Below are 20134 nucleotides of genomic sequence, written 5' to 3'. Positions count from 1 at the left end.
ACATTGACCTCGGCGGTCGGTAATCCGTTCCGGGCAACCGCAACGACTACAGGGCCTACGCCGCGTCCGGCGTCGAAAAGCGCTGCCGCGGCGCGCACGTGATGGCTGACGGCGGCTGCCAGGGCAACCCGACGTGATCCGCTCTGCCGGAGCCTCGCGAGGGTGAATCCCCGTTGTCGCAGTGGAAGCGGACCTCAAACACCGTCCACAAGCACGTCCGGGCCCGCATCGAGTACGCCCTTGCGCACATGAAGTCCTGGAACATCCTGCGGAACTGCCGCCGCAAACGCGACGGAGTCTGGTAGGCCACCCGAGGCGTCGCCCAGGTGCGCCACCTGGCTTGTGGTGAGCTGACCGTGTGCCGCTCGGAAAGTCATCGCCGCTGGTGAAGCGAGAGCGCCGTCGTCTTTGGAAGCATGACCGGGTGATCGTGTCCCTGCTGTACAAGGTGACCCGGAAGCTGCTGTCCGTCCCGGCGGTGCTTCTCCGCAGCGAGACGGTGAAGGACGCCGAACTGCTCGTCTTGCAGCACGAGAACGCGGTCCTGCGCCGACAACTCGTGGGTCCGGTCCGTTACGAGCCCGCCGATCGGTTCTGGTTCGCCGCCCTGTCCGGGCTGGTGGATCGTCGACGTTGGGGAGAGGTCTTCCCAGTCACGCCCGCCACTCTGCTCGCCTGGCACCGCAGACTCGTGGCCCGCAAGTGGGACGGGTCTGCTGCACGTCGACGCATCGGACGCCCACCGACACGAGCGGCGATCAAGTCGCTCGTGCTGCGGCTCGCCAGGGAGAACCCGCGATGGGGTCACCGCCGAATCCAGGGCGAACTGGCCCGACTCGGCCACGGGATCGCCCACTCGACGGTCTGGCAGATCCTGCACGACGCCGGCATCGACCCGGCACCACGCCGCACCGGCCCGACCTGGCGAGAATTCCTCACCGCCCAGGCCCAGGGCATCATCGCGGCCGACTTCATCCACCTCGACACCGTGCTCGGCAAACGCCTCTACGCGCTGGCGTTCCTCGAGCACGGCACCAGGCGCCTACACATCACCGCAGTCACAGCCCACCCGACCCAGGCCTGGACAACGCAGCAAGCCAGGAACCTCACCGCAGACCTCGGAACGCGCATGGAATCCCTGCGCTTCCTGCTCCGCGACCGCGACGGCAAGTTCAGGGGTCTGCTGCACGGATTGGTGCCATCTGAGTTGGCTTGCCGTGATGGTGAGCTGGGAGGATGTCGCTGTGCCCAAGCCCTACCCTCGGGAGTTCCGCGACGATGTCGTGCGGGTCGCCCGTGATCGCGAGCCCGGCGTGACCGTCGAGCAGATCGCCAAGGACTTCGGGGTCCACCCGATGACCTTGTTCAAGTGGCTGCGCCAGGCCGACACCGACGAGTGCGTCAAACCCGGTGTGAGCGGGAACGACTCGGCCGAGCTGCGCGAGGCGCGCAAGCGGATCAAGCTGCTGGAGCAGGAGAACGAGGTCCTGCGGAGGGCGACCGCATATTTGTCGCAGGCGAACCTGCCGGGAAAAGGCTCTACCCGCTCGTGAACGAGCTCGCCGCCGACGGGATCCCCGTCTCGGTGACGTGCCGGGTACTCGACATCGCTCGACAGCCGTACTACCGGTGGCGTGCCCGGCCGGTCACCGGGACGGAACTCGATCAGGCGTATCGGGCGAACGTGTTGTTCGACGCGCACCGCGACGATCCGGAGTTCGGATACCGGTTCCTGGCCGACGAGGCCCGCGACGCCGGCCTGTCGATGGCGGATCGGACCGCGTGGCGGATCTGCTCGTCGATGGGTTGGTGGAGCGCGTTCGGCAGGAAACGCGGCCGCAACGGCAGGAAGGCCGGTCCGCCGGTCCACGACGACCTGGTCCGCCGCGATTTCACCGCCACCGCACCGAACCGGCTGTGGCTGGCCGACATCACCGAACATCCCACCACGGAAGGAAAACTGTATCTGTGCGCGGTCAAGGACGTCTGCTCCAACCGGATCGTGGGCTACTCCATCGACTCCCGGATGAAGTCGCGCCTCGCCGTCGCCGCGCTCACCAACGCCGTCGCCCGCCGCGATGAGGCCGTCGGCTGCGTGGTGCACACCGACCGCGGATCGCAATTTCGATCAAGAAAATTCGTCCGTGCGCTCGCACGCAACGGGCTGGCCGGCTCGATGGGCAGGGTCGGCGCCGCAGGAGACAACGCCGCCATGGAGAGCTTCTTCGCGTTGCTGCAGAACAACGTTCTCGACCGGCGTACCTGGCACACCCGCGACGAGCTCCGGATCGCGATCGTCACCTGGATTGAACGCACCTACCACCGCCGCAGACGCCAAGCCGCCCTCGGCAGGTTGACCCCCATCGAATACGAAGCAATCATGACCACGTCAGCCAGTCAGGCTGCGTGACTACCACTGTCACCTACTCGTGCAGCAGACCCAATCGAGTGACACGGGGATTCGGTGGCTGGGACGATTCTGCACGTTCGTGACCGCATGGACGCCGAAATGACGCACGTTGAACGCCATCTCCGCGGTCGGCGTGTTCATCCGTGTCGCGTCCGCGCCGCCGTTCAGCTACAACATCTTCCGCAGCTGCCGCTACAGGGAGGTGGCGGCGGTGCGTGTAGTCGCTCGAATGGGGCAGCGCCAAACACTCCGCCAGCGGGTAGAACGATGTGACTACACGTTCGGGGGTCGGAGGCGCGTTGGCTCAGGCAGACGCTACGACCGAACCCCGATCGCCCGCCCGAGTGGTCCCGGCCGACGACTCAGGTGCTCCCACCGCCGGTCACTTCCGGTACCAGCACCAAGTGGCCGCGGCCCACTGCCTGAACATGGCGAAGAACGGTCGTGTGGTCGCCGTCGTGTGCGAGTGGCACGCCGACTTCGCGCTCCAGTACGACGACGACAGCTGGGTGCTGGTGTCGGTCAAGCACCGGGAATCCGCCGCGTTGTCGTTCGCCAAGCTGTTCGAGGAGGGCGGCCTCGCGCTGTTGTTCGACTCGTGGATCGGGTTGGACCGACGTGTCGCCGTCCGGCTGTGCACTAACGCCGAGTTCTCTACCTCGAAGTCACCCATTTCGGCTAAGAGCATCGAACAGCTCTGCGGAGACGCGGACCAGCTCATGTCCCTGCCGCCCACCGACAAGATGTGCAGCGCGGTCGCGTGGGCGGTGCTCAAAGCCGCGGCCACACAGCAGCTGGACAACCTGCCGCCGGTGGAGAAAGTGCCGCCCAGCACGGCGTGGGAGAACCCCGCCGGGCTACCGGACGGAATGTTGGAGGCAGCGCGGTCGTTCCTCGGGGTGCTCCGGATCGAGAGGTTTCCGCCCAAGAGGTACGTTCGTGATCATGTCGTTCGGAACTACGTGCACCCCTTGCTGGGCGGCTTGAACCGGGATACCCGGACGGCGGACGAGTGCTACGACCGGTTGATGAAGGTGGTCGAGAACGCGAGCCGGGACAACGACGGCAGGCCGCTCGACCCGCTTGAACGGCTCGGCACGCCCGGTGCGCTCAGTCTCGCCGGAAAGCTCGACGAGCGCGTCCGACGCCGGACCATCACACGAGACCAGGTGCTGGACTGCATGACGGTCGCCCACACGAACAGCGTCCCGGTGCTCCCCGCAGGGCGACGTCCTCCTCGTGCGGCCGGCGGCAGAGACTTGATCCGCAAGCTGACGGACGGCGAGGTAGGCCCCGACGACCGGGAACAAGCCCTGGACCTGCGGGATCTGTGGCACGACTCCTGGCCCAGGATCGCCACCGGCTTCCCGCAGGACCTCCAGGTCCAGTACGCCTTGGAACAAGACATCATGAATCTGGTGCGGTCGCTGCGGCTGGAACTGGCGGGGGCGGATCACTTCGGCACCCGGCTGATGGCCGCGCTGCACGAACGGCTCACCGTCGACGCGTTGAAGAGCACCCCTGCACTTCCGCTGCACGACTATCACCTGGCCGGCTTCGCGTACGAGTTGAGCGACCGGTGCCGGTTCGAGTTCCGGGTGCCAGGGGCCGCGTCGTGACGTCCCCACCGACGCAGGACCAGGTGCGCGCCGCCCAGTTCCAACGCAGGCTGCGCACGGAGTCCGAATACCACCAAGCGAGGCTCCTGCTCCTGCTCGCCGGTTTCACCGAGGACGGCGACGTGTTCACCGGGCTCACCAAGCTGGTCAAGCTCGACTTCCTGCTGCGCTACCCCGCCATGACGAAGCGGCTCCTGCCCGAGGAGACCGAGTGGCCGGACGGCACCGAGCCGACGCGTGACGAGTTGCTGGCCGTGGAAAGCCGGATGATCAGGTACCGGTACGGCCCCTGGGACGACCGCTACTACCCCATGCTGGGTGCGTTGGTGGGACGAGGGCTGCTCGTGTTCGCCGGAGGCCACCGGTTCGCCGTACAGGTCACGCCCTCCGGGCGCCGGTTGTCGTTAGCCCTGTCCGAATTCGCGCAATGGCGGCCGACCACCGCACGGGTCCGCCTGCTCCGCCAGCACTTCGACTTCACTGGCGAGCAGCTCAAGGATCTGATCTACGAGCACCTGGACGACGTCGCTACCCTCCCGCACGGGGCCGAGATCTGACATGGTGAACGTCCTGCGACTGCGTAACCTGACGGTGACCACCGACTCGGCCGAGCGCACCTACCACTTCGCCGACGACCTCACCGTGATCACCGGAGCGGTCTCGACCGGCAAGTCGACGCTGCTGATGCTGGTGAAGTACGCGCTCGGCGGCAACGCCGTGCTCACCTCCGCTGTCGAGGACCACGTGCGGCACGTCACGCTCGAAGCAGTGGTCGGCACCACCCCGATGCGGCTGCGGCGCGAAGTCAGGGGCGACCAGCGCACCGTGCAGCTGCTCGAACTGGGCTCGGACGTGCCGGAGCGGATCTTCCCCCTCCTCTCGCGTGATCGGGAGACCGAGACGTTGTCGCGGTTCCTCCTCAAGGAACTCGACATCCCCGTGCAGCAGCTCCCCAAGAGCAAAAGCAAGCGGACCAACGAGGTCACCTCGATCGGCTTCAGCGATGTCTTCGCCTACTGCTACCTCCAGGCGAAGAACATCGACAGCTCCGCTACCGGTCACCACGACGCGGGCCGCGACCCGAAGCGCATCATGGTCTTCGAGGTCCTGCTCAACATCACCGATCCCGAGGTCATCCGCCTTCGGATCGAGCGCAACAAGGTCGCCGCGGACGCCCGTGACCAGCAGAACAACTGCGACGCGATCCGCCGCTTCCTCGAAGCTGAGGGCTACACCGACCTGGACGGACTCCGAGCCGCACGCTGGACCGCACAGGAACAGCTCCGCGCCGCCGAACGCCAACTCGCCCAGCTTCGCGCCGACGTCGCCGTGCTGATCGAACGCGATCGCGCCCACCGCGAACACCTCGGCACAATGATGCTGGAGGCGGCGCGCGCTCGGGAGGCGCTCGCCGTCACTCGTGACACGGTCAGAGCGCGCGAGGCGGCATTGGCCCAGCTCCGCCTCGACCTCGCACGCAGCGAGAAGGCCACGCTGGCAGCCGGTTTGCTCAGCCCGTTCGAGTTCGTCACCTGTCCACGATGCCTCCAAGCGCTTGCCGGTCGTGCGGTGCACGACGGGCTCTGCCTGCTCTGCCTGCAACCGGAACCACCGGTGTTGGACCTGGCGGACGACGATCAAACGTCGGCACTTCGCGCTCAGATCTCGGAGACGGAATCACTTCTGGAGCAGGAGCGTGAGGCACTCAGGACAGCCGAGGGCATGACCTCGGTCTCCGAGGTGAACGCCGCGGAAGCCCAACGGCGCTATGACGAACTCACCCGAGAGGCGGTCTCGCCGAGAGTTCAGGCGGTCGCGGAGGCGAGCACTCTGGTCGAAAACCTGCGACAGAACCTGACGACCATCGACCAGCGCGTCGCCACCTGGCGCCGTCTCGGCCGGCTCGAAGACGAAGCGGTGCAACTGCGCAAGCGCACCCGCCAGCTGACCAAGGAGATCAAGCAACTGGAGGGCCAACTCGCTCCCCGTTCGGAACGGATCGCGGAGCTCTCCCAGCTCTTCGCCCTTGAGGTGGCGCACCTGGGTGTGAGGGTCAACGGCAAACCATCGATCAACCCGGACAAGTATCTACCGATGATCGGCGGCAGCGACCTGGAGACGCTGCAAGCCAGCGGCGGCGGGACCACCACCGCCATCAACGTGGCCTTCTCCCTGGCGTTGCTCAACTACGCGGTGGGACACACCGACGTGCTTCTACCCAAACTGCTGATCCTGGACTCACCGCGCAAAGGGATCGGCCGCACCGAACGCGAGGACCAGGAACTCGGCCGCCGGATCTACGACCGCATCAAGACACTGTCGGAAGCACTCGCGGGGCGCGGGCAACTGGTGGTGGCCGACAACGACGCGGAACTGGGCGATGCGAAGGGCGTGTCGTTGATCCGCCTGACCGAGAAGGATTCCGCGGTACCCGGCGTGCCGAACACCGGCGTCGGCACCCGGCTCAGGGTCGAGGACCTGGAAGACCCGGACGCCTAGCTTGAGCTATGTCGTCGTGGTGCGTTCGGGTGCCGGGTCGGTCCCGGCGTCCTGGAGGATCTGCCACACCGTGGACGCGGCGATCTTGATACCGAGTACGAGGAGTTCGCCGTGGATGCGGCGGTAGCCGACTTCTTCGAGACCACCACCCTGAACGGCACCCGCCTCTACGTGCTCGCGGTGATCGAGCACGCCAGCCGCCGGATTCGAGTCCTCGGCGCCACAGTGCACCCGACCGCGGCCTGGGTCACCCAAGCCGCCAGAAACCTCGCCATGGACCTCGAAGACGCGGGCAGACACGTGCGATTCCTGATCCGCGACCGGGACGGGAAGTACCCGGCACTGTTCGACGCCGTCCTCGCCGACGCCGGCATCCAGATCATCCTCAGCGGCGTCCGCATCCCGCGCATGAACGCGATCATGGAACGCTGGATCCAAAGCTGCCGCCGTGAACTCCTCGACCGAACGCTGATCTGGAATCAGCAGCACCTGCTCCACGCGCTGCACGAGTACGAGCGGTTCTACAACACCCACCGGCCCCACCAAGGCATCGACAACGCCCGACCACTACAACCACTGCCACAGCCAGCCCCCGATCAGGCACCCCTCACCCACCTCGACATCCGCCGTCGGCAACGACTCGGCGGCATCCTCAACGAGTACCACCACGCAGCCTGAGCTGCATGGATGCGATTTTCGGCATGCACAAGGCCATGTAGACGTAGACGTCAGTCAGCATCGAGCCGTGGCCTCCGGCGACGACAAACGCCACCCCACTCGACGCCGTCGTAGGTAGCCCAACCCCGCCACACCCCGGAGCCTGGACAGTCACACCGCCACCCAAGCCCTCTCCACACCACCGGAACCCCGAGGCCAGCCGCGCACGACGTCGACCAGCACCACGGCCGCAGAGGACGTCGACCACGACGCCAGGCAGCGGTCGAGCCCGAGCACCAGGCCGCCAGCAGCCAATGCGACCGGGCACGACCTGGCGCGCAGGACGCGGCGACCGATGCGCACAGCGGTGAACCTGCCATTCTCGGGAACGTGTCCCCCTCCCGACCGACGGCCCGACCCTCGACCGACCACACCGGAAGCAGGCCGCGGTTGTCCCGGCTGCGCCCCACCCCGCCCCGACCGGAACCGGAACCGGAACCTACACGGTGGGGGCGATTACGCGGCCCGTGGAACTGGACAGCGATCGCCGCGCTGATCGCCGCCCTCGCCGCGGCCGGCGGCCTGGTCTACACAGGCCGTTCCATCGACATCACCGGCCGCTCCCTCGACGTCGCCCGCGCGCAGAACCAGGTCGTCGAACAGGGCCAGCTCACCGACCGGTTCACCAAAGCCGTCGACCAACTCGACCGCACCGGCGACGACCACCTCCAAGCCCGCCTCGGCGGGATCTACGCCCTCGAACGCCTCGCCCGCGACTCACCCCGCGACCACCCCACGATCGTCGAAGTCCTCTCCGCGTTCATCCGCAGCACCACACCACGACCCCCGAACCCCGACGGGACCTCCGGACCGTGCCCGGACCGCCCGCCCGCCGCCGACGTCCAAGCCGCCCTGACCGTGCTGGGCCGCCGCAACCCCGACCACGACAACGACACCCGCATCGACCTCACCCAAACCTGCCTACGCAACACCAACCTCGACCACGCGAACCTCACCGAAGCACAGCTCACCCGTGTGGACCTCACAGGCGCGAACCTCAACAGCGCGAACCTCCACGTCGCGTGGCTCGACGATGCGAACCTCACCAGAACGAACTTCATGCGCGCGAACCTGACCGGCGCGAACCTGACCGGCGCAACCCTCACCGGTGCGACCCTTCATGACGCGAACCTCCACGTCGCGTGGCTCGACAATGCGAACCTCACCGACGCGGAGTTCAACGGCGCGGACCTCACCATCACGCTGCTCCGGAACGCGAACCTCATCGGCGCGCGGTTCGACCGCGCGGACCTCACCGGCGCGCAGCTCACCGACGCGCGGCTCAACGGCGCGCGGCTCGTCGCCGCGCGGCTCACCGACGCGCGGCTCAACGGCGCGCGGCTCGTCGCCGCGCGGCTCACCGACGCGCGGCTCGACGGCACGACGCTCATCGGCGCGGACCTCTTCGGCGCGAACCTCAACGGCGCGAACCTCACCCACACGCGGCTCAACGGCACGAACCTCAACGGCGCCATCCTCGTCAGGACGGATCTGACCGGGGCTGTCCACGACGACGCCACCACCACCCAGGTCAAGGTCAAGCAGGACGTGATCGGCGCATGGTGGTGACCGCTCGGTCGTGCCGCTCAGCTGTCGACGTCCGGTCGCAGGTCGGCCACCCAGCGCAGCACCGCGCGCTCGCGTTGGAACGGCTCGCCCGCAACATGGCCAGGCGCCTCGCCGGTCCGATCGAGGACGCAGCCGACGAGGAACCCGCTGACGCGGCACCGACGCCTCCGGCCGAGCCACGCCGACGCGGCCCCGGCGGACGCCCCTCACCGGAGATCACCATCTTCGGGGAGACCAAGACTCTCGCCCAGTGGGCAACCGATCCCCGCTGCAAGGTCACCAGGCTGGCGTTCAAGAACCGCCTCGACACCGGATGGACACCGGAAGACGCGTTGACCACCCCGCCACGGGTACCCCGTCCCACCACCGACCCCGCCACGCCGTAGAGCCGGCCGTGCCGCTCCTGCTCACGCTCGTGCGGCACCCGCCACGCGACGCGGACCGGCCGCTCCTGCGGATTCGACCAAGCCCTCGAAACGCCCACCACGGCGCCCGGACCGACCATGACGGTGACCTCGTGAAACCCAGCAATCCCCGCCAGATCCTCCTCGGTCTCCTGGTCGGGCTCGTGCTCACACTGGCGCTCCACGCCGGCGCGTTCCTCGTGGTGGCCCGCCTGCTACCCGACTCGCCCTGGCAGATGCCGGCCGTGCTGCTGGCGCTCTACCTTCTCGGCTACCTCGCCCAACGCGGCATCGGCCAGCTCACCGACACCGAGGACACCGACATGCCCTGGTCGGTGTGGATCAGGCCCTGGCGCTGGAGCTGGATGAAAGAGACGCTCAACAGGCTCCTGTAGCGGGACGTCGTTCCACGCTGCGCAGGACCGTCGCAGCGCGTCAGGCCAGGTGAGCGCCAAGCGCATCAGCGATCCGGGCTGCCGGCCCACCCGTCGGCATCGACCTCCACCGCGACCTCGGCCACGGCCCTCCCCGGCGACGAGAAGTAGACGTGCCTGTGGTGCCCCGGTCGCCACAGGTCAGCCATCGCGCCGGGGATCACGAACAGGTCCCCGAACCATGCGGCCCCGCGTCCCGGTTCACACCAGGCGGTGACGGAGAGTGCGACACCACGTCGTTGCTCGTGGTCGAACAAGCAGGGGCAGCGCATCCCCTGGATTCACCGACGACCGGCGGAAGAATACTTCTGATCGGAACACCCACTGTGTCGTCGTCCCGCCGGTGGGGTGTCGGCGCAAAAAAATCACCGATTCATCCATCACGGACGAATCGGCGACTCGGCAAGAGGCCGGGTCGATCTCTATCGGCGACGCCTCAGCGCCCAGGAGATGCCGTGAAGGACGGCCGCCGCGATCTTCAACACGATGCTTTGATGTGAGTATGTGATCGTGGTCAGGGACGCCGCGGCGCAGCCCACGGCGAGCACGTCCAGGACCCAGGCTGCACGGCCGCGGTTCCTGTTCAACGTCGTGTCGAAGAACGCCCGCACGACGATCGACGCGACGCGGAAGAAGATCGCGGCCCCGCGTACAGCCACCAGGACCCAGGGGTCGTGGACTCCGCCGAGGAACATCGCCAAGGCGACCATTTCAAGCGCTGGGCCGAATTTGTCGGCGATCTTCACCAGTTGCATGGCGCCAGTCGCGCTGGCGTTTGGCGCTTGATCGGAAGGGTCGGGGGGTTTGTGGTGCGGAAAGGTGGACATGTGGCTCCCGTCTACAGATCGACATGGCCCGGACGCAGATATCTTCACGTGAAACGGGCAAAACCGGAAAGGGAACCAACTTGTGGGCTGGGTCACTGAATGTAGGGTCTCGCCGCGCATGACATGTCGATCTTGTGCGACTTGCAGATCCAGAGCCTGTCTCACGGTGATGTCACCATGATCAGTCTCAGTGGGCGTGTCATTTCCTCCGATGCTGCTGCATTGTGTGTGGTGAACGAGCAACTCGTGGCGGCGCTTGCCGAGGCTGAGGCGCAGTTCCGGACGCTCGTTGACGACTCCGGCTGGGCGCACGCGAGCGTGGAGTGCTGGTGCTCGACCAGGGCCGGTGGTGCTCAGGTCGTTTCGTCGTGTCCAGCCGTCTTCGCGAGCAGCAGTTGGGCCTGTGCCTCGCCCAGCAGGTGCTCCGTCTCTGCGTGGATTAGTCGTGCATGTTCAGCGTGGTGGGCGCCTGTCCGGTGGTCGCCTCGGTACACATGGATCGTAGCGAGGGCAGCGTGGGCGTGGCCCTCGTGAGGTCGATGGCCGGTGTGGCGGGCCAGGTCGAGTGCCGCGGTGGCGTCATCGACGGCGGACGCCAGGTGGCCGCGGTGGTGGTGGACCGCGGCCAGGCCGAGCAGTGCTTCGATCCGCCCTTGTCGGTAGTGCGAGGGGTCGGCGGCTGTGAGTGCGTGTCGGTGCAGCGACTCAGGGGCCCTGACCCCGGATGTTGGACACGGGGTTATGCGGCTGGGGTCAGCGTAACCGGTGTTGGTAGCAGGCCGTTCTCGTAGTCGATCGGGGACATCTGGCCGAGGTGGGAGTGACGTCGTCGGGTGTTGTAGCGGTGCGCCCAGCCGAACACCGCCAGGCGCGCTTCCCTTGCGCTGCCCCAACTCCGGGCGCCTTGCAGTGTTTCGCGTTTGAAGGAGGCGTTGAGGCTTTCGGCGGCGGCGTTGTCCGCGGAGCTGCCGACCGCGCCCATGGACCTGGTGACCCCGGCGGTGCGGCAGGCTTCGGCGAAGGATTTGGCGCCGTATTGGGCTCCGTGGTCGCTGTGGAAGATCGCCCCGGCCAGGCTGCCGCGTGTCCGCTCGGCGGCGTGCAGGGCGTCGAGGACCAGGTCGACGCGCATGTGGTCGGCGACGGCCCAGCCGACCAGCCGGCGCGAGCACAGGTCCATCACGGTCGCGAGGTAGAGGAAGGTGCCGTCGGCGATGGGCAGGTAGGTGATGTCTCCGACGTAGCGGGTGTTGGGTTCCTGGGCGGTGAAGTCGCGTCCGAGCAGGTCCGGGGCCTTGACCGCAGTGGGGTCGGCCGTGGTGGTGCGGTGCCGGCGGCGCAGCCGCAGCCCGGCCAGGCCGATGCCGCGCATCACGCGGGCGACGCGCTTGTGGTTGACCTCGTGTCCGGTGTCGTGCAGTTCGGCGGTGATGCGCGGGACGCCGTAGGTGCCCGCCGACTCGCGGTGGATCACCCGGATGCGCGCGGCCAGGTCCGCGTCGGCCGCGGCGCGGGCCGCCCGGTCCGGGGCGGTGGCCTTCCAGTGGTAGTAGCTGGACCGGGCGAGGCCGATGACCTGGCACAACCGCTTCACGCCGTACTGGCGTCGGTTTTCGGAGACGAACTCGAAGCGGTTCACCAGCGCGTCTCCCCTGCGAAATACCGGGCCGCCTTGCGCAGGATGTCGCGTTCCTCCTCCAGTTCGCGGATCCGCCTGCGCAGTGCGGCGTTCTCGTCCTCCGGCGAGGCCGGAGCCGAGGCGCTCGCGGTGGAGGCGGGCGCTTCGGTGCGTTGTGCGTCGTCGAGCCGGATCCAGTTGCGCAGCGTCTCGTGGTTGACGCCCAGGTCCTGGGCCACCGATTTGATCGTCGCGCCTGGGCGGGACCGGTAGAGCGCGACCGCCTCGGCCCGGAACTCCGGCGGGTAGTGCTTCATCACCATCTGAACGGGACTCCTGTCCACCCGGATCGTCAGGATCCAAGTGTGTCTGGTGTCCAACGTCCGGGGTCAGGGCCCAAGCGGTTCACCAGCGCGTCTCCCCTGCGAAATACCGGGCCGCCTTGCGCAGGATGTCGCGTTCCTCCTCCAGTTCGCGGATCCGCCTGCGCAGTGCGGCGTTCTCGTCCTCCGGCGAGGCCGGAGCCGAGGCGCTCGCGGTGGAGGCGGGCGCTTCGGTGCGTTGTGCGTCGTCGAGCCGGATCCAGTTGCGCAGCGTCTCGTGGTTGACGCCCAGGTCCTGGGCCACCGATTTGATCGTCGCGCCTGGGCGGGACCGGTAGAGCGCGACCGCCTCGGCCCGGAACTCCGGCGGGTAGTGCTTCATCACCATCTGAACGGGACTCCTGTCCACCCGGATCGTCAGGATCCAAGTGTGTCTGGTGTCCAACGTCCGGGGTCAGGGCCCCGCGGCTTTCTGGACGCACTCGGGATCGAGCCCGGTCGCATTCCGGTCGACCCACACGCCCAAGCCGCGCTGTTCCGCACCCTCGTGGCAGACAAGCAGATGTTGCTGGTGCTGGACAACGCCGTCGACACCGCCCAGGTCAGCCCGCTGCTGCCAGGTACCGGGTCGTGCACCGTGGTGGTGACCAGCCGCAACCGACTACCCGGCCTGGTCACCAGGCACGGTGCCCAACACCTGGTCTTGGACGTTGGGCCCTGACCCCGGACGTTGGACACCAGACACACTTGGATCCTGACGATCCGGGTGGACAGGAGTCCCGTTCAGATGGTGATGAAGCACTACCCGCCGGAGTTCCGGGCCGAGGCGGTCGCGCTCTACCGGTCCCGCCCAGGCGCGACGATCAAATCGGTGGCCCAGGACCTGGGCGTCAACCACGAGACGCTGCGCAACTGGATCCGGCTCGACGACGCACAACGCACCGAAGCGCCCGCCTCCACCGCGAGCGCCTCGGCTCCGGCCTCGCCGGAGGACGAGAACGCCGCACTGCGCAGGCGGATCCGCGAACTGGAGGAGGAACGCGACATCCTGCGCAAGGCGGCCCGGTATTTCGCAGGGGAGACGCGCTGGTGAACCGCTTCGAGTTCGTCTCCGAAAACCGACGCCAGTACGGCGTGAAGCGGTTGTGCCAGGTCATCGGCCTCGCCCGGTCCAGCTACTACCACTGGAAGGCCACCGCCCCGGACCGGGCGGCCCGCGCCGCGGCCGACGCGGACCTGGCCGCGCGCATCCGGGTGATCCACCGCGAGTCGGCGGGCACCTACGGCGTCCCGCGCATCACCGCCGAACTGCACGACACCGGACACGAGGTCAACCACAAGCGCGTCGCCCGCGTGATGCGCGGCATCGGCCTGGCCGGGCTGCGGCTGCGCCGCCGGCACCGCACCACCACGGCCGACCCCACTGCGGTCAAGGCCCCGGACCTGCTCGGACGCGACTTCACCGCCCAGGAACCCAACACCCGCTACGTCGGAGACATCACCTACCTGCCCATCGCCGACGGCACCTTCCTCTACCTCGCGACCGTGATGGACCTGTGCTCGCGCCGGCTGGTCGGCTGGGCCGTCGCCGACCACATGCGCGTCGACCTGGTCCTCGACGCCCTGCACGCCGCCGAGCGGACACGCGGCAGCCTGGCCGGGGCGATCTTCCACAGCGACCACGGAGCCCAATACGGCGCCAAATCCTTCGCCGAAGCCTGCCGCACCGCCGGGGTCACCAGGTCCATGGGCGCGGTCGGCAGCTCCGCGGACAACGCCGCCGCCGAAAGCCTCAACGCCTCCTTCAAACGCGAAACACTGCAAGGCGCCCGGAGTTGGGGCAGCGCAAGGGAAGCGCGCCTGGCGGTGTTCGGCTGGGCGCACCGCTACAACACCCGACGACGTCACTCCCACCTCGGCCAGATGTCCCCGATCGACTACGAGAACGGCCTGCTACCAACACCGGTTACGCTGACCCCAGCCGCATAACCCCGTGTCCAACATCCGGGGTCAGGGCCCGTTCTCGACAACGCCGAAGCCCACGACCTGTTCGTCACCAGGCTCGGGGCCAAGCGAGCCCAAACGGAAAGCGCTCCGGTCGAGGAACTGGTACGGCTGTGCGGCGGGCTCCCACTGGCGTTGAGCATCATCGCCGCCCAAGCACACATGCGCCCCCACCTGCCCCTGACCACCCTGGCCGCGGAACTGCGCGACCTGGGCCTTGCCGCGCTAGGCAGCACCGACATCACCGTGAGCCTGCCCACGGTCCTGTCCTGGTCCCTCCGCACCCTCACCCCGGATCAGACAACCGCCTTCGCCCTGCTCGGCACAGCCCCCGGTCCCGACATCAGCCTGCCCGCAGCCTCCAGCCTCACCGGCTTCCCGCTCGCGACAACCAGGACGGTGCTGCGCGGCTTGGAACAAGCGTCACTGATCTACCACGACCTCCACGGCCGATACCGGATACACGACCTGGTTCGCCAGTACGCCGCTACGCTGCCTGCATCGGACGGTGACGCGGCCCAGCGGCGACTGATCGACCATGGGGTTGACCCGCTTTGACGGACAGGGTCGATGAGTGTGGTCAGGCTACCCGGTTCACCGGGTGGTGTCGGGTTGCTTCGTAGGCGGCGGGGCTGAGGTAGCCGAGGCTGGAGTGCAGTCGGCGGGTGTTGAACCAGCCCTCGATGTACTCGAAGATCGCCTTGTGCGCTTTGGCCCTGGTGGGCCAAGGCGGCCGGTCGAGCAATTCGCTCTTGATCGTGGCGAAGAATGACTCGGCGACGGCGTTGTCCCAACATTGGCCCTTGCGACCGAACGACAACCGGACGCCCAGGTCGTCGGCGAGGGCGGCGAGCTGCGCGGATGTGTATTGGCAGCCCCTGTCGGCGTGGAAGATCACTCCGGGTTCGGGGCGCCGCTGTCGGACGGCGTTGTCCAGGGCCTGGGCGACGAGGTCGGTGCGCAGGTGGTCGGCGGTGGCCCAGCCGACCACGCGTCGTGAGGCGATGTCGATGACGGTGGACAGGTAGAGCCACCCTTCCCAGGTGTGGATGTAGGTGATGTCCCCGCACCACCGGGTGTCGATATCCGTTGCGGCGCAGGAGAAGTCGCGGCGGATCAGGTCGGCGGGGATGGTAGCGGTGGGGTCGGGGACGGTGGTGGTGCGCCACCGTTTCGGCGCGCGTCCGGCCCGTCCGGTCTCGCGCAGCAGACGGGCGACGCGTTTGCGGGAATGCCGATGCCCCCGGGCTCGCAACTCGGCGTGCACCCTGGGCGCGCCATAGGTGCCCCGCGATTCGTCGTGAATCGCGACGACCCGCGCGGTCAGCTCGGCGTCCTGTCGTGCGCGGGCGGTGGGCGTGGCGGTGCGGTGGGCGTAGTAGGCGGACCGGGAGACCTTCAGCAGCGTGCACGCCCGATGGACGTTGCCGCCGCGTGACTTCTCCGCCTCGATGAACGGATAGACGTTCACCGGATCTCCTTCGCGAAGAAAGCCGTGGCACGCTTGAGGATCTCCACGTCCTCGGTCAGACGGCGGTTCTCCCGGCGCAGCCTCGCGAGCTCCTCCCGCTCGTCGGTGGTCAACCCGTCGCTCCGGGTCCCGGTGTCACGCTCGGTCTGCACGACCCACTGCCGCACCGCGGTCTCGGTCAGGTCGAAATCCTTCGCGACCTGACCCACCGACCGGTCACCACGCCCGCACAGCTCCACGATCTCGGCCTTGAACTCCGGGGTGAACGACCGCCGAGGCCGCCGCTTCTTCCTACCCATGGGCTCCATGATGGGACATCCCTCCGGGGACCCGCGTCCCCTGATCTCGGATGTCCGTCAAAACGGGTCAGGCCCACCATCACCTGCACACGGCCTACACCGCAGCGCGGCTGGTGCACCCACACGGCAAAGTGATCGCCTTGCCCGCTCCAGTCCCTGGATGTGTCCCTGAGCAAGTAGCCACACAAGCACAGGCCTGGGCGTGGTTCCAGCGCGAACAAGCGTGCGCACTGGCGGCTCAACGTGCCGCCGCAGACCGACGCGAGCACCTGGCGGCCTGGCTGCTCATGCGTTCCTTGTACCCCTTTCACCACCTGACTGCGGACATGCGGAACCACGTGGAGGCGTGCCGGACCGCCCTGAACGCCGCCCTGAGCCAGAACGACCCCACGCTGCAATGCGACGCCCACCGCTTCCTCGGCGAGGCGCTGTGCGGCATCGGACGACACGACGAAGGCATGGAACACCTGCACACCGCGCTGACCACGGCCCGGCACCTCGACGACCGCAGCTACCTATCAGCCACCCACCACGCTTTCGCTTTGGCCTGGGAGCATCAAGGACGGCACGACGAAGCCCTGCGCAGCGCCACTCGCTTCCTGCGACTAGCGGCACTGTCGGGTAATCCAGTTCTGGAGGCCAGAGCGCGCTCCCAGGCCGGCCGCAATGCCGCTCGCCTCGGGCGTCACGACCTGGCCGTCGCGCACTGCCGAGCGGCATTGCCAGTGCACCGCGAATACCACGATCGAGACGGTGAGGCCAACTCCCTTTTCACACTGGGACTGACAGCGCTCGACACCGGTGACGCCCAACAGGCGGCCACACATTTCCAAGCCGCTCTGACCCTGTTTCGCACGCAAGCCAATACATCCATGCAAGCCGACACCCTCGATCGGTTCGCAGAGGCGCTGCACGCAGGCGGTGATCGCGAACAAGCCGGTGATCTGTGGCACGACGCCGCCGTCCTCTACCACCAACAGGGGCGTCACGACGACGCCACGCGAGTGCAGCGGCGACTCAACGGCCTCAGTCGCTTCCACGGCGTCCCGCTCACCGAATCCGCGAGGTAAGTTCGTATTACTATCTGGCTCGCCCGGCGTCCGAACTACCTTTCGGATTTGTTGTCCCTACGCTCGAACCTTGCGGTGTTCGGACTTACCTTGCGGGCTGACGACCATGATCTGGGGAACACCGAGAGGCTGCTCATTCCCCCAGCTCGCTGCCCCGGTCGTGGATTCCATCAAATAGGCCCGGACAAACAACGAAAAGCCGCCGGGGCAACGCCAACCTGATCACATCCGCATCGACCCGGTCCAATGGACAGAGGACCTCGATGTCCTCGCGCTGACGACGAAAGCCCACAGATACCGATCCGACTGCGGGCCTGTCCACCGATGCGTCGCCATCAGGGTGAGCTGACCGGTTGTGAGCCACACATCACCATCCGGCACCAGCAACACGACGCATGACCCCACGGCCTGTGGGGTTTCAGAACTCTGCACTGAGGCGCTGAACTGCGGTGATCGCGCACCACGAGCTGTAGGAGCATGATCGTGGGGCGTGGCGCTACGACTGCTGTACCTGCTCTTCGTCCGGGTCGTCGACTGCCTGGTTCTGCTCGGCCGGTCATCGGCGGCCAAAGACGTGGAGCTGCTGGTGCTACGGCACGAAGTCGCCGTACCGCGCCGCACCAATCCTCGCCCGCGACTGGACTGGGCCGATCGCGCGGTGCTCGCCGCGTTGGCGCGACGCCTACCCGGCTGGTTACGGGAACACCGGTTGGTGACACCGGGAACCCTCCTTCGATGGCACCGGCGCCTGATCGCGAAGAAGTGGACCTTATGCCTGCCGATAACTCCATCCATGCAGGTCAGAAGCGCACTCAGGACACGGGCTCGGGAAGGCCCGCAAGGATGCTGGTGTTCCACGGGCTCGTCGGGCGACGCGGCATGATGACCGGCTGTGCTGCTCCGACTGGCCTACCTCGGCGTGACCAACGCGTTCGCCTTGCTGCGCCTGCTGCCTATGAGCGATCGGGACAAGGACGTGAAGATCCTGGCGCTGCGGCACCAAATCGCGATCCTGGAACGTCAACTGGGTGACGCCCGTCCGCGGTTCTCTCCCGGCGATCGAGCGTTCCTCGCGGCACTGCTGCACCGACTTCCCGTCGCCACCCTTCGTCGGCTCCGCCTGCTGGTCCGTCCGGAGACAGTGCTGCGATGGCACCGCGACCTCCTCGCACGCCGCCACGCGGTCAGATCCCGTCCCAAGCGGCCCGGCCGACCACGAACCATCCGCTCGATCCGGCTACTGGTGCTGCGCCTGGCACGCGAGAACTCCGCCTGGGGGTACCGCCGCATCCACGGCGAACTCCTCGTGCTCGGCATCAAGATCGCAGCCTCCACCGTCTGGCAGATCCTCGAGGACGCCGGCATCGATCCGGCACCTGAACGCACCTCGACGACCTGGTCGACCTTCCTCCGCTCACAGGCCGACGCCCTGATGGCCTGCGACTTCTTCGAGACCTCCACGTTGAGCGGCACCCGTCTGTACGTGCTCGCGGTGATCGAGCACGCCAGCCGCAGGATCCGGATCCTCGGCGCCACCGCGCACCCGACCGCGGCCTGGGTCACCCAGGCCGCCAGAAACCTCGCCATGGACCTCGACGACGCGGGCAGCACCGCACGGTTCCTGATCCGAGACCGCGACGGCAAGTTCCCCGCCCTGTTCGACACCGTCCTCGCCGACGCCGGCATCCAGGTCGTCCTCAGCGGAGTCCGCATCCCGCGCATGAACGCGATCATGGAACGCTGGATCTGGACCTGCCGTCGAGAACTCCTCGACCGAACGCTGATCTGGAACCAACAGCACCTGCTCCACGCACTGCGCGAGTACGAGCAGTTCTACAACACCCACAGGCCTCACCAAGGCATCGCCAACGCCCGACCACTACACGCGCTGCCACCACCGACCACCGACCAAGCAGCGCTCAGCCAGCTCGACATCCGCCAACGGCAACGACTGGGGGGCATCCTCAACGAATACCACCACGCCGCCTGACCTGCATGGATGCTATTTTCGGCAAGCACAGGGTCCGGGTAGTGAGGCGTGGGTGGGCGTCCGACGCCGCCGTAGGGCGCGGTGGCCGGTTGCGCGGCGGCGGGGTGGGCGGTGGCGGTCGACCTGACCGCCAGCACGTAGGTCAACCCGCGGTCGGTGAGTCCCTGCCGGAATCTGGCGGCGTCGCCGTAGCCGGCGTCCGCGACCACCGGCCGCGCGGGAAGGCCCCAGTCGGCGAGTTCGTCGAGCATGTCCAGCGCCAGCCGCCACTTCTCCCGATGCCGCACCGCGTCCGGGATCGCGCACCGCTCGCGGCGATTCCGGACCTCGGCCGCCTCGGCGGGGTCGCCGGCCAGCCGGTCGTCCCAGGACTCGGGCAGGAACAACCGCCAGTCCACCGCCGCCGACGTCCAGTCGGTCACCGCGTGCACGCTTACCCCGACCTGGCAGTTCGCGGTCTTGCCCAACGCGCCGCAGTACATCCGGGCCACGCCCGGCGAGGCGTCGCCGTCCTTGGGGAACGCGGTGTCGTCGACCACCCACGCGTCCGGGTCCACGAACCCGCCGGCCCACACCGCCAACCGGCGCCGCACCTCCACGTGATCCCAGGTCGACGTGGTGACGAACTGCTGGAGTTGCTGGTGGTCCACGCCGAGGCGTTCGGCCATGGGCTGCATCGACTTGCGCTTGCCGTCCATCAACAGCCCACGCAGATACAGCTCGCCCTTCGCCCGCTGGTCACGCCGGGCGAACCCACCGAACATGTCCGCAGCGAAGTCCTCGATCACCGGGCGAACCCGATCCATCTCCTCCGGCCTCACCCGACAAGAAGATCACACCGCCTACCGAGCCCGTCACCCGACCTAACAAAGTCCTACAA

19 protein-coding genes and 2 pseudogenes are annotated in these 20134 nt (G+C 67.7%); 14 read left to right on the top strand and 7 right to left on the bottom strand.

Going from position 1 to position 20134, the window contains the following annotated elements:
- The first annotated feature begins 424 nt into the window (after positions 1–424).
- The 6 genes from EDD40_RS36435 (at position 425) to EDD40_RS36405 (ending at position 7206) form a co-directional block, all read left to right on the top strand.
- Positions 425–1300, top strand: a complete 876-nt coding sequence (locus tag EDD40_RS36435) for a helix-turn-helix domain-containing protein (protein WP_123746901.1) — start codon at positions 425–427, stop codon at positions 1298–1300.
- A protein-coding gene (locus tag EDD40_RS36430; protein ID WP_246038134.1) for an IS3 family transposase occupies positions 1245–2410 on the top strand; the annotation gives its coding sequence in 2 pieces (ribosomal slippage) (positions 1245–1529 and positions 1532–2410; 1164 coding nt in all). Before EDD40_RS36435 ends, EDD40_RS36430 begins: the two co-directional genes overlap by 56 nt.
- A gap of 269 nt (positions 2411–2679) precedes the next feature.
- Positions 2680–4029, top strand: a complete 1350-nt coding sequence (locus EDD40_RS36425) for a dsDNA nuclease domain-containing protein (protein WP_123746900.1) — start codon at positions 2680–2682, stop codon at positions 4027–4029.
- On the top strand, positions 4026–4586 hold the full coding sequence (locus EDD40_RS36420; protein ID WP_123746899.1) for a hypothetical protein: 561 nt from the start codon (positions 4026–4028) through the stop codon (positions 4584–4586). The genes EDD40_RS36425 and EDD40_RS36420 overlap by 4 nt, the downstream gene beginning before the upstream one ends.
- A gap of 1 nt (position 4587) precedes the next feature.
- Complete coding sequence (locus EDD40_RS36415; RefSeq protein WP_123746898.1) at positions 4588–6528, top strand: hypothetical protein; 1941 nt, start codon at positions 4588–4590, stop codon at positions 6526–6528.
- Positions 6529–6639: 111 nt separating this feature from the next.
- Positions 6640–7206, top strand: a complete 567-nt coding sequence (locus EDD40_RS36405) for an integrase core domain-containing protein (protein WP_246038132.1) — start codon at positions 6640–6642, stop codon at positions 7204–7206.
- 150 nt (positions 7207–7356) lie between these two features.
- Here the strand turns inward: EDD40_RS36405 and EDD40_RS41225 are convergent, their stop codons facing one another.
- Positions 7357–7548, bottom strand: coding sequence for a hypothetical protein (locus EDD40_RS41225; protein ID WP_148089021.1), 192 nt, complete (start codon positions 7546–7548; stop codon positions 7357–7359).
- Positions 7549–7635: 87 nt separating this feature from the next.
- Here EDD40_RS41225 and EDD40_RS36400 point away from each other — a divergent pair, with 87 nt between their 5' ends.
- Positions 7636–8814 carry a pentapeptide repeat-containing protein gene (locus tag EDD40_RS36400; protein WP_170185318.1) on the top strand — a complete coding sequence of 393 codons (1179 nt, stop codon included), beginning with the start codon at positions 7636–7638 and terminating at the stop codon, positions 8812–8814.
- A 517-nt stretch (positions 8815–9331) separates the two neighbouring features.
- Positions 9332–9613 (top strand): hypothetical protein, encoded by a 282-nt coding sequence (locus EDD40_RS36395; RefSeq protein ID WP_123746896.1) that lies wholly within the window; start codon positions 9332–9334, stop codon positions 9611–9613.
- A gap of 461 nt (positions 9614–10074) precedes the next feature.
- On the opposite strand, the gene EDD40_RS36385 is transcribed toward EDD40_RS36395, so the two are convergent.
- From EDD40_RS36385 to EDD40_RS36375, 3 genes are all read right to left on the bottom strand, one after another.
- Positions 10075–10398: a hypothetical protein gene (locus EDD40_RS36385; protein WP_148089020.1), complete on the bottom strand. Its 324-nt coding sequence runs from the start codon at positions 10396–10398 to the stop codon at positions 10075–10077.
- Between the two features lie 820 nt (positions 10399–11218).
- A protein-coding gene (locus EDD40_RS36380) for an IS3 family transposase (protein ID WP_123746814.1) occupies positions 11219–12420 on the bottom strand; the annotation gives its coding sequence in 2 pieces (ribosomal slippage) (positions 11219–12129 and positions 12129–12420; 1203 coding nt in all).
- A gap of 82 nt (positions 12421–12502) precedes the next feature.
- Complete coding sequence (locus EDD40_RS36375) at positions 12503–12808, bottom strand: transposase (RefSeq protein ID WP_123746893.1); 306 nt, start codon at positions 12806–12808, stop codon at positions 12503–12505.
- 75 nt (positions 12809–12883) lie between these two features.
- Between EDD40_RS36375 and EDD40_RS36370 the strand changes: the two are divergent.
- From EDD40_RS36370 to EDD40_RS36360, 3 genes and pseudogenes are all read left to right on the top strand, one after another.
- Positions 12884–13132, top strand: a pseudogene (locus EDD40_RS36370) (tetratricopeptide repeat protein); the annotation flags it as partial.
- A 75-nt stretch (positions 13133–13207) separates the two neighbouring features.
- Positions 13208–14409, top strand: a protein-coding gene (locus tag EDD40_RS36365; RefSeq protein WP_123746814.1) for an IS3 family transposase whose coding sequence is annotated in 2 segments (ribosomal slippage) — positions 13208–13499 and positions 13499–14409 — 1203 coding nt in all. Because the reading frame shifts where the segments join, the coding sequence is not laid out codon by codon here.
- 150 nt (positions 14410–14559) lie between these two features.
- Positions 14560–14982, top strand: a complete 423-nt coding sequence (locus EDD40_RS36360) for a hypothetical protein (RefSeq protein WP_148089019.1) — start codon at positions 14560–14562, stop codon at positions 14980–14982.
- Positions 14983–15004: 22 nt separating this feature from the next.
- On the opposite strand, the gene EDD40_RS36355 is transcribed toward EDD40_RS36360, so the two are convergent.
- A complete protein-coding gene (locus EDD40_RS36355; protein WP_123746865.1) occupies positions 15005–15895 on the bottom strand; it encodes an IS3 family transposase in 891 nt (296 codons plus the stop codon).
- On the bottom strand, positions 15892–16194 hold the full coding sequence (locus EDD40_RS36350) for a transposase (protein WP_170185313.1): 303 nt from the start codon (positions 16192–16194) through the stop codon (positions 15892–15894). The genes EDD40_RS36355 and EDD40_RS36350 overlap by 4 nt, the downstream gene beginning before the upstream one ends.
- A gap of 326 nt (positions 16195–16520) precedes the next feature.
- On the opposite strand from EDD40_RS36350, the gene EDD40_RS36345 reads away from it, so the two are divergent.
- The 3 genes from EDD40_RS36345 to EDD40_RS44020 all read left to right on the top strand — a co-directional run bounded on the left by EDD40_RS36345 (position 16521) and on the right by EDD40_RS44020 (position 19254).
- Complete coding sequence (locus EDD40_RS36345) at positions 16521–17264, top strand: tetratricopeptide repeat protein (protein ID WP_170185317.1); 744 nt, start codon at positions 16521–16523, stop codon at positions 17262–17264.
- 490 nt (positions 17265–17754) lie between these two features.
- On the top strand, positions 17755–18147 hold the full coding sequence (locus tag EDD40_RS36340; protein ID WP_246038130.1) for an integrase: 393 nt from the start codon (positions 17755–17757) through the stop codon (positions 18145–18147).
- A 9-nt stretch (positions 18148–18156) separates the two neighbouring features.
- Complete coding sequence (locus tag EDD40_RS44020; RefSeq protein WP_123746890.1) at positions 18157–19254, top strand: integrase core domain-containing protein; 1098 nt, start codon at positions 18157–18159, stop codon at positions 19252–19254.
- Here the strand turns inward: EDD40_RS44020 and EDD40_RS44015 are convergent.
- Positions 19245–20060, bottom strand: a pseudogene (locus EDD40_RS44015) (IS701 family transposase); the annotation flags it as partial. The gene EDD40_RS44020 and the pseudogene EDD40_RS44015 overlap by 10 nt on opposite strands.
- Positions 20061–20134 lie beyond the last annotated feature (74 nt).

It is taken from the genome of Saccharothrix texasensis (genome assembly GCF_003752005.1).
Taxonomy (GTDB): domain Bacteria; phylum Actinomycetota; class Actinomycetes; order Mycobacteriales; family Pseudonocardiaceae; genus Actinosynnema; species Actinosynnema texasense.
Note: the sequence above shows the minus strand (reverse complement) of the source record. Positions and strands in the feature narration are given on the sequence as shown.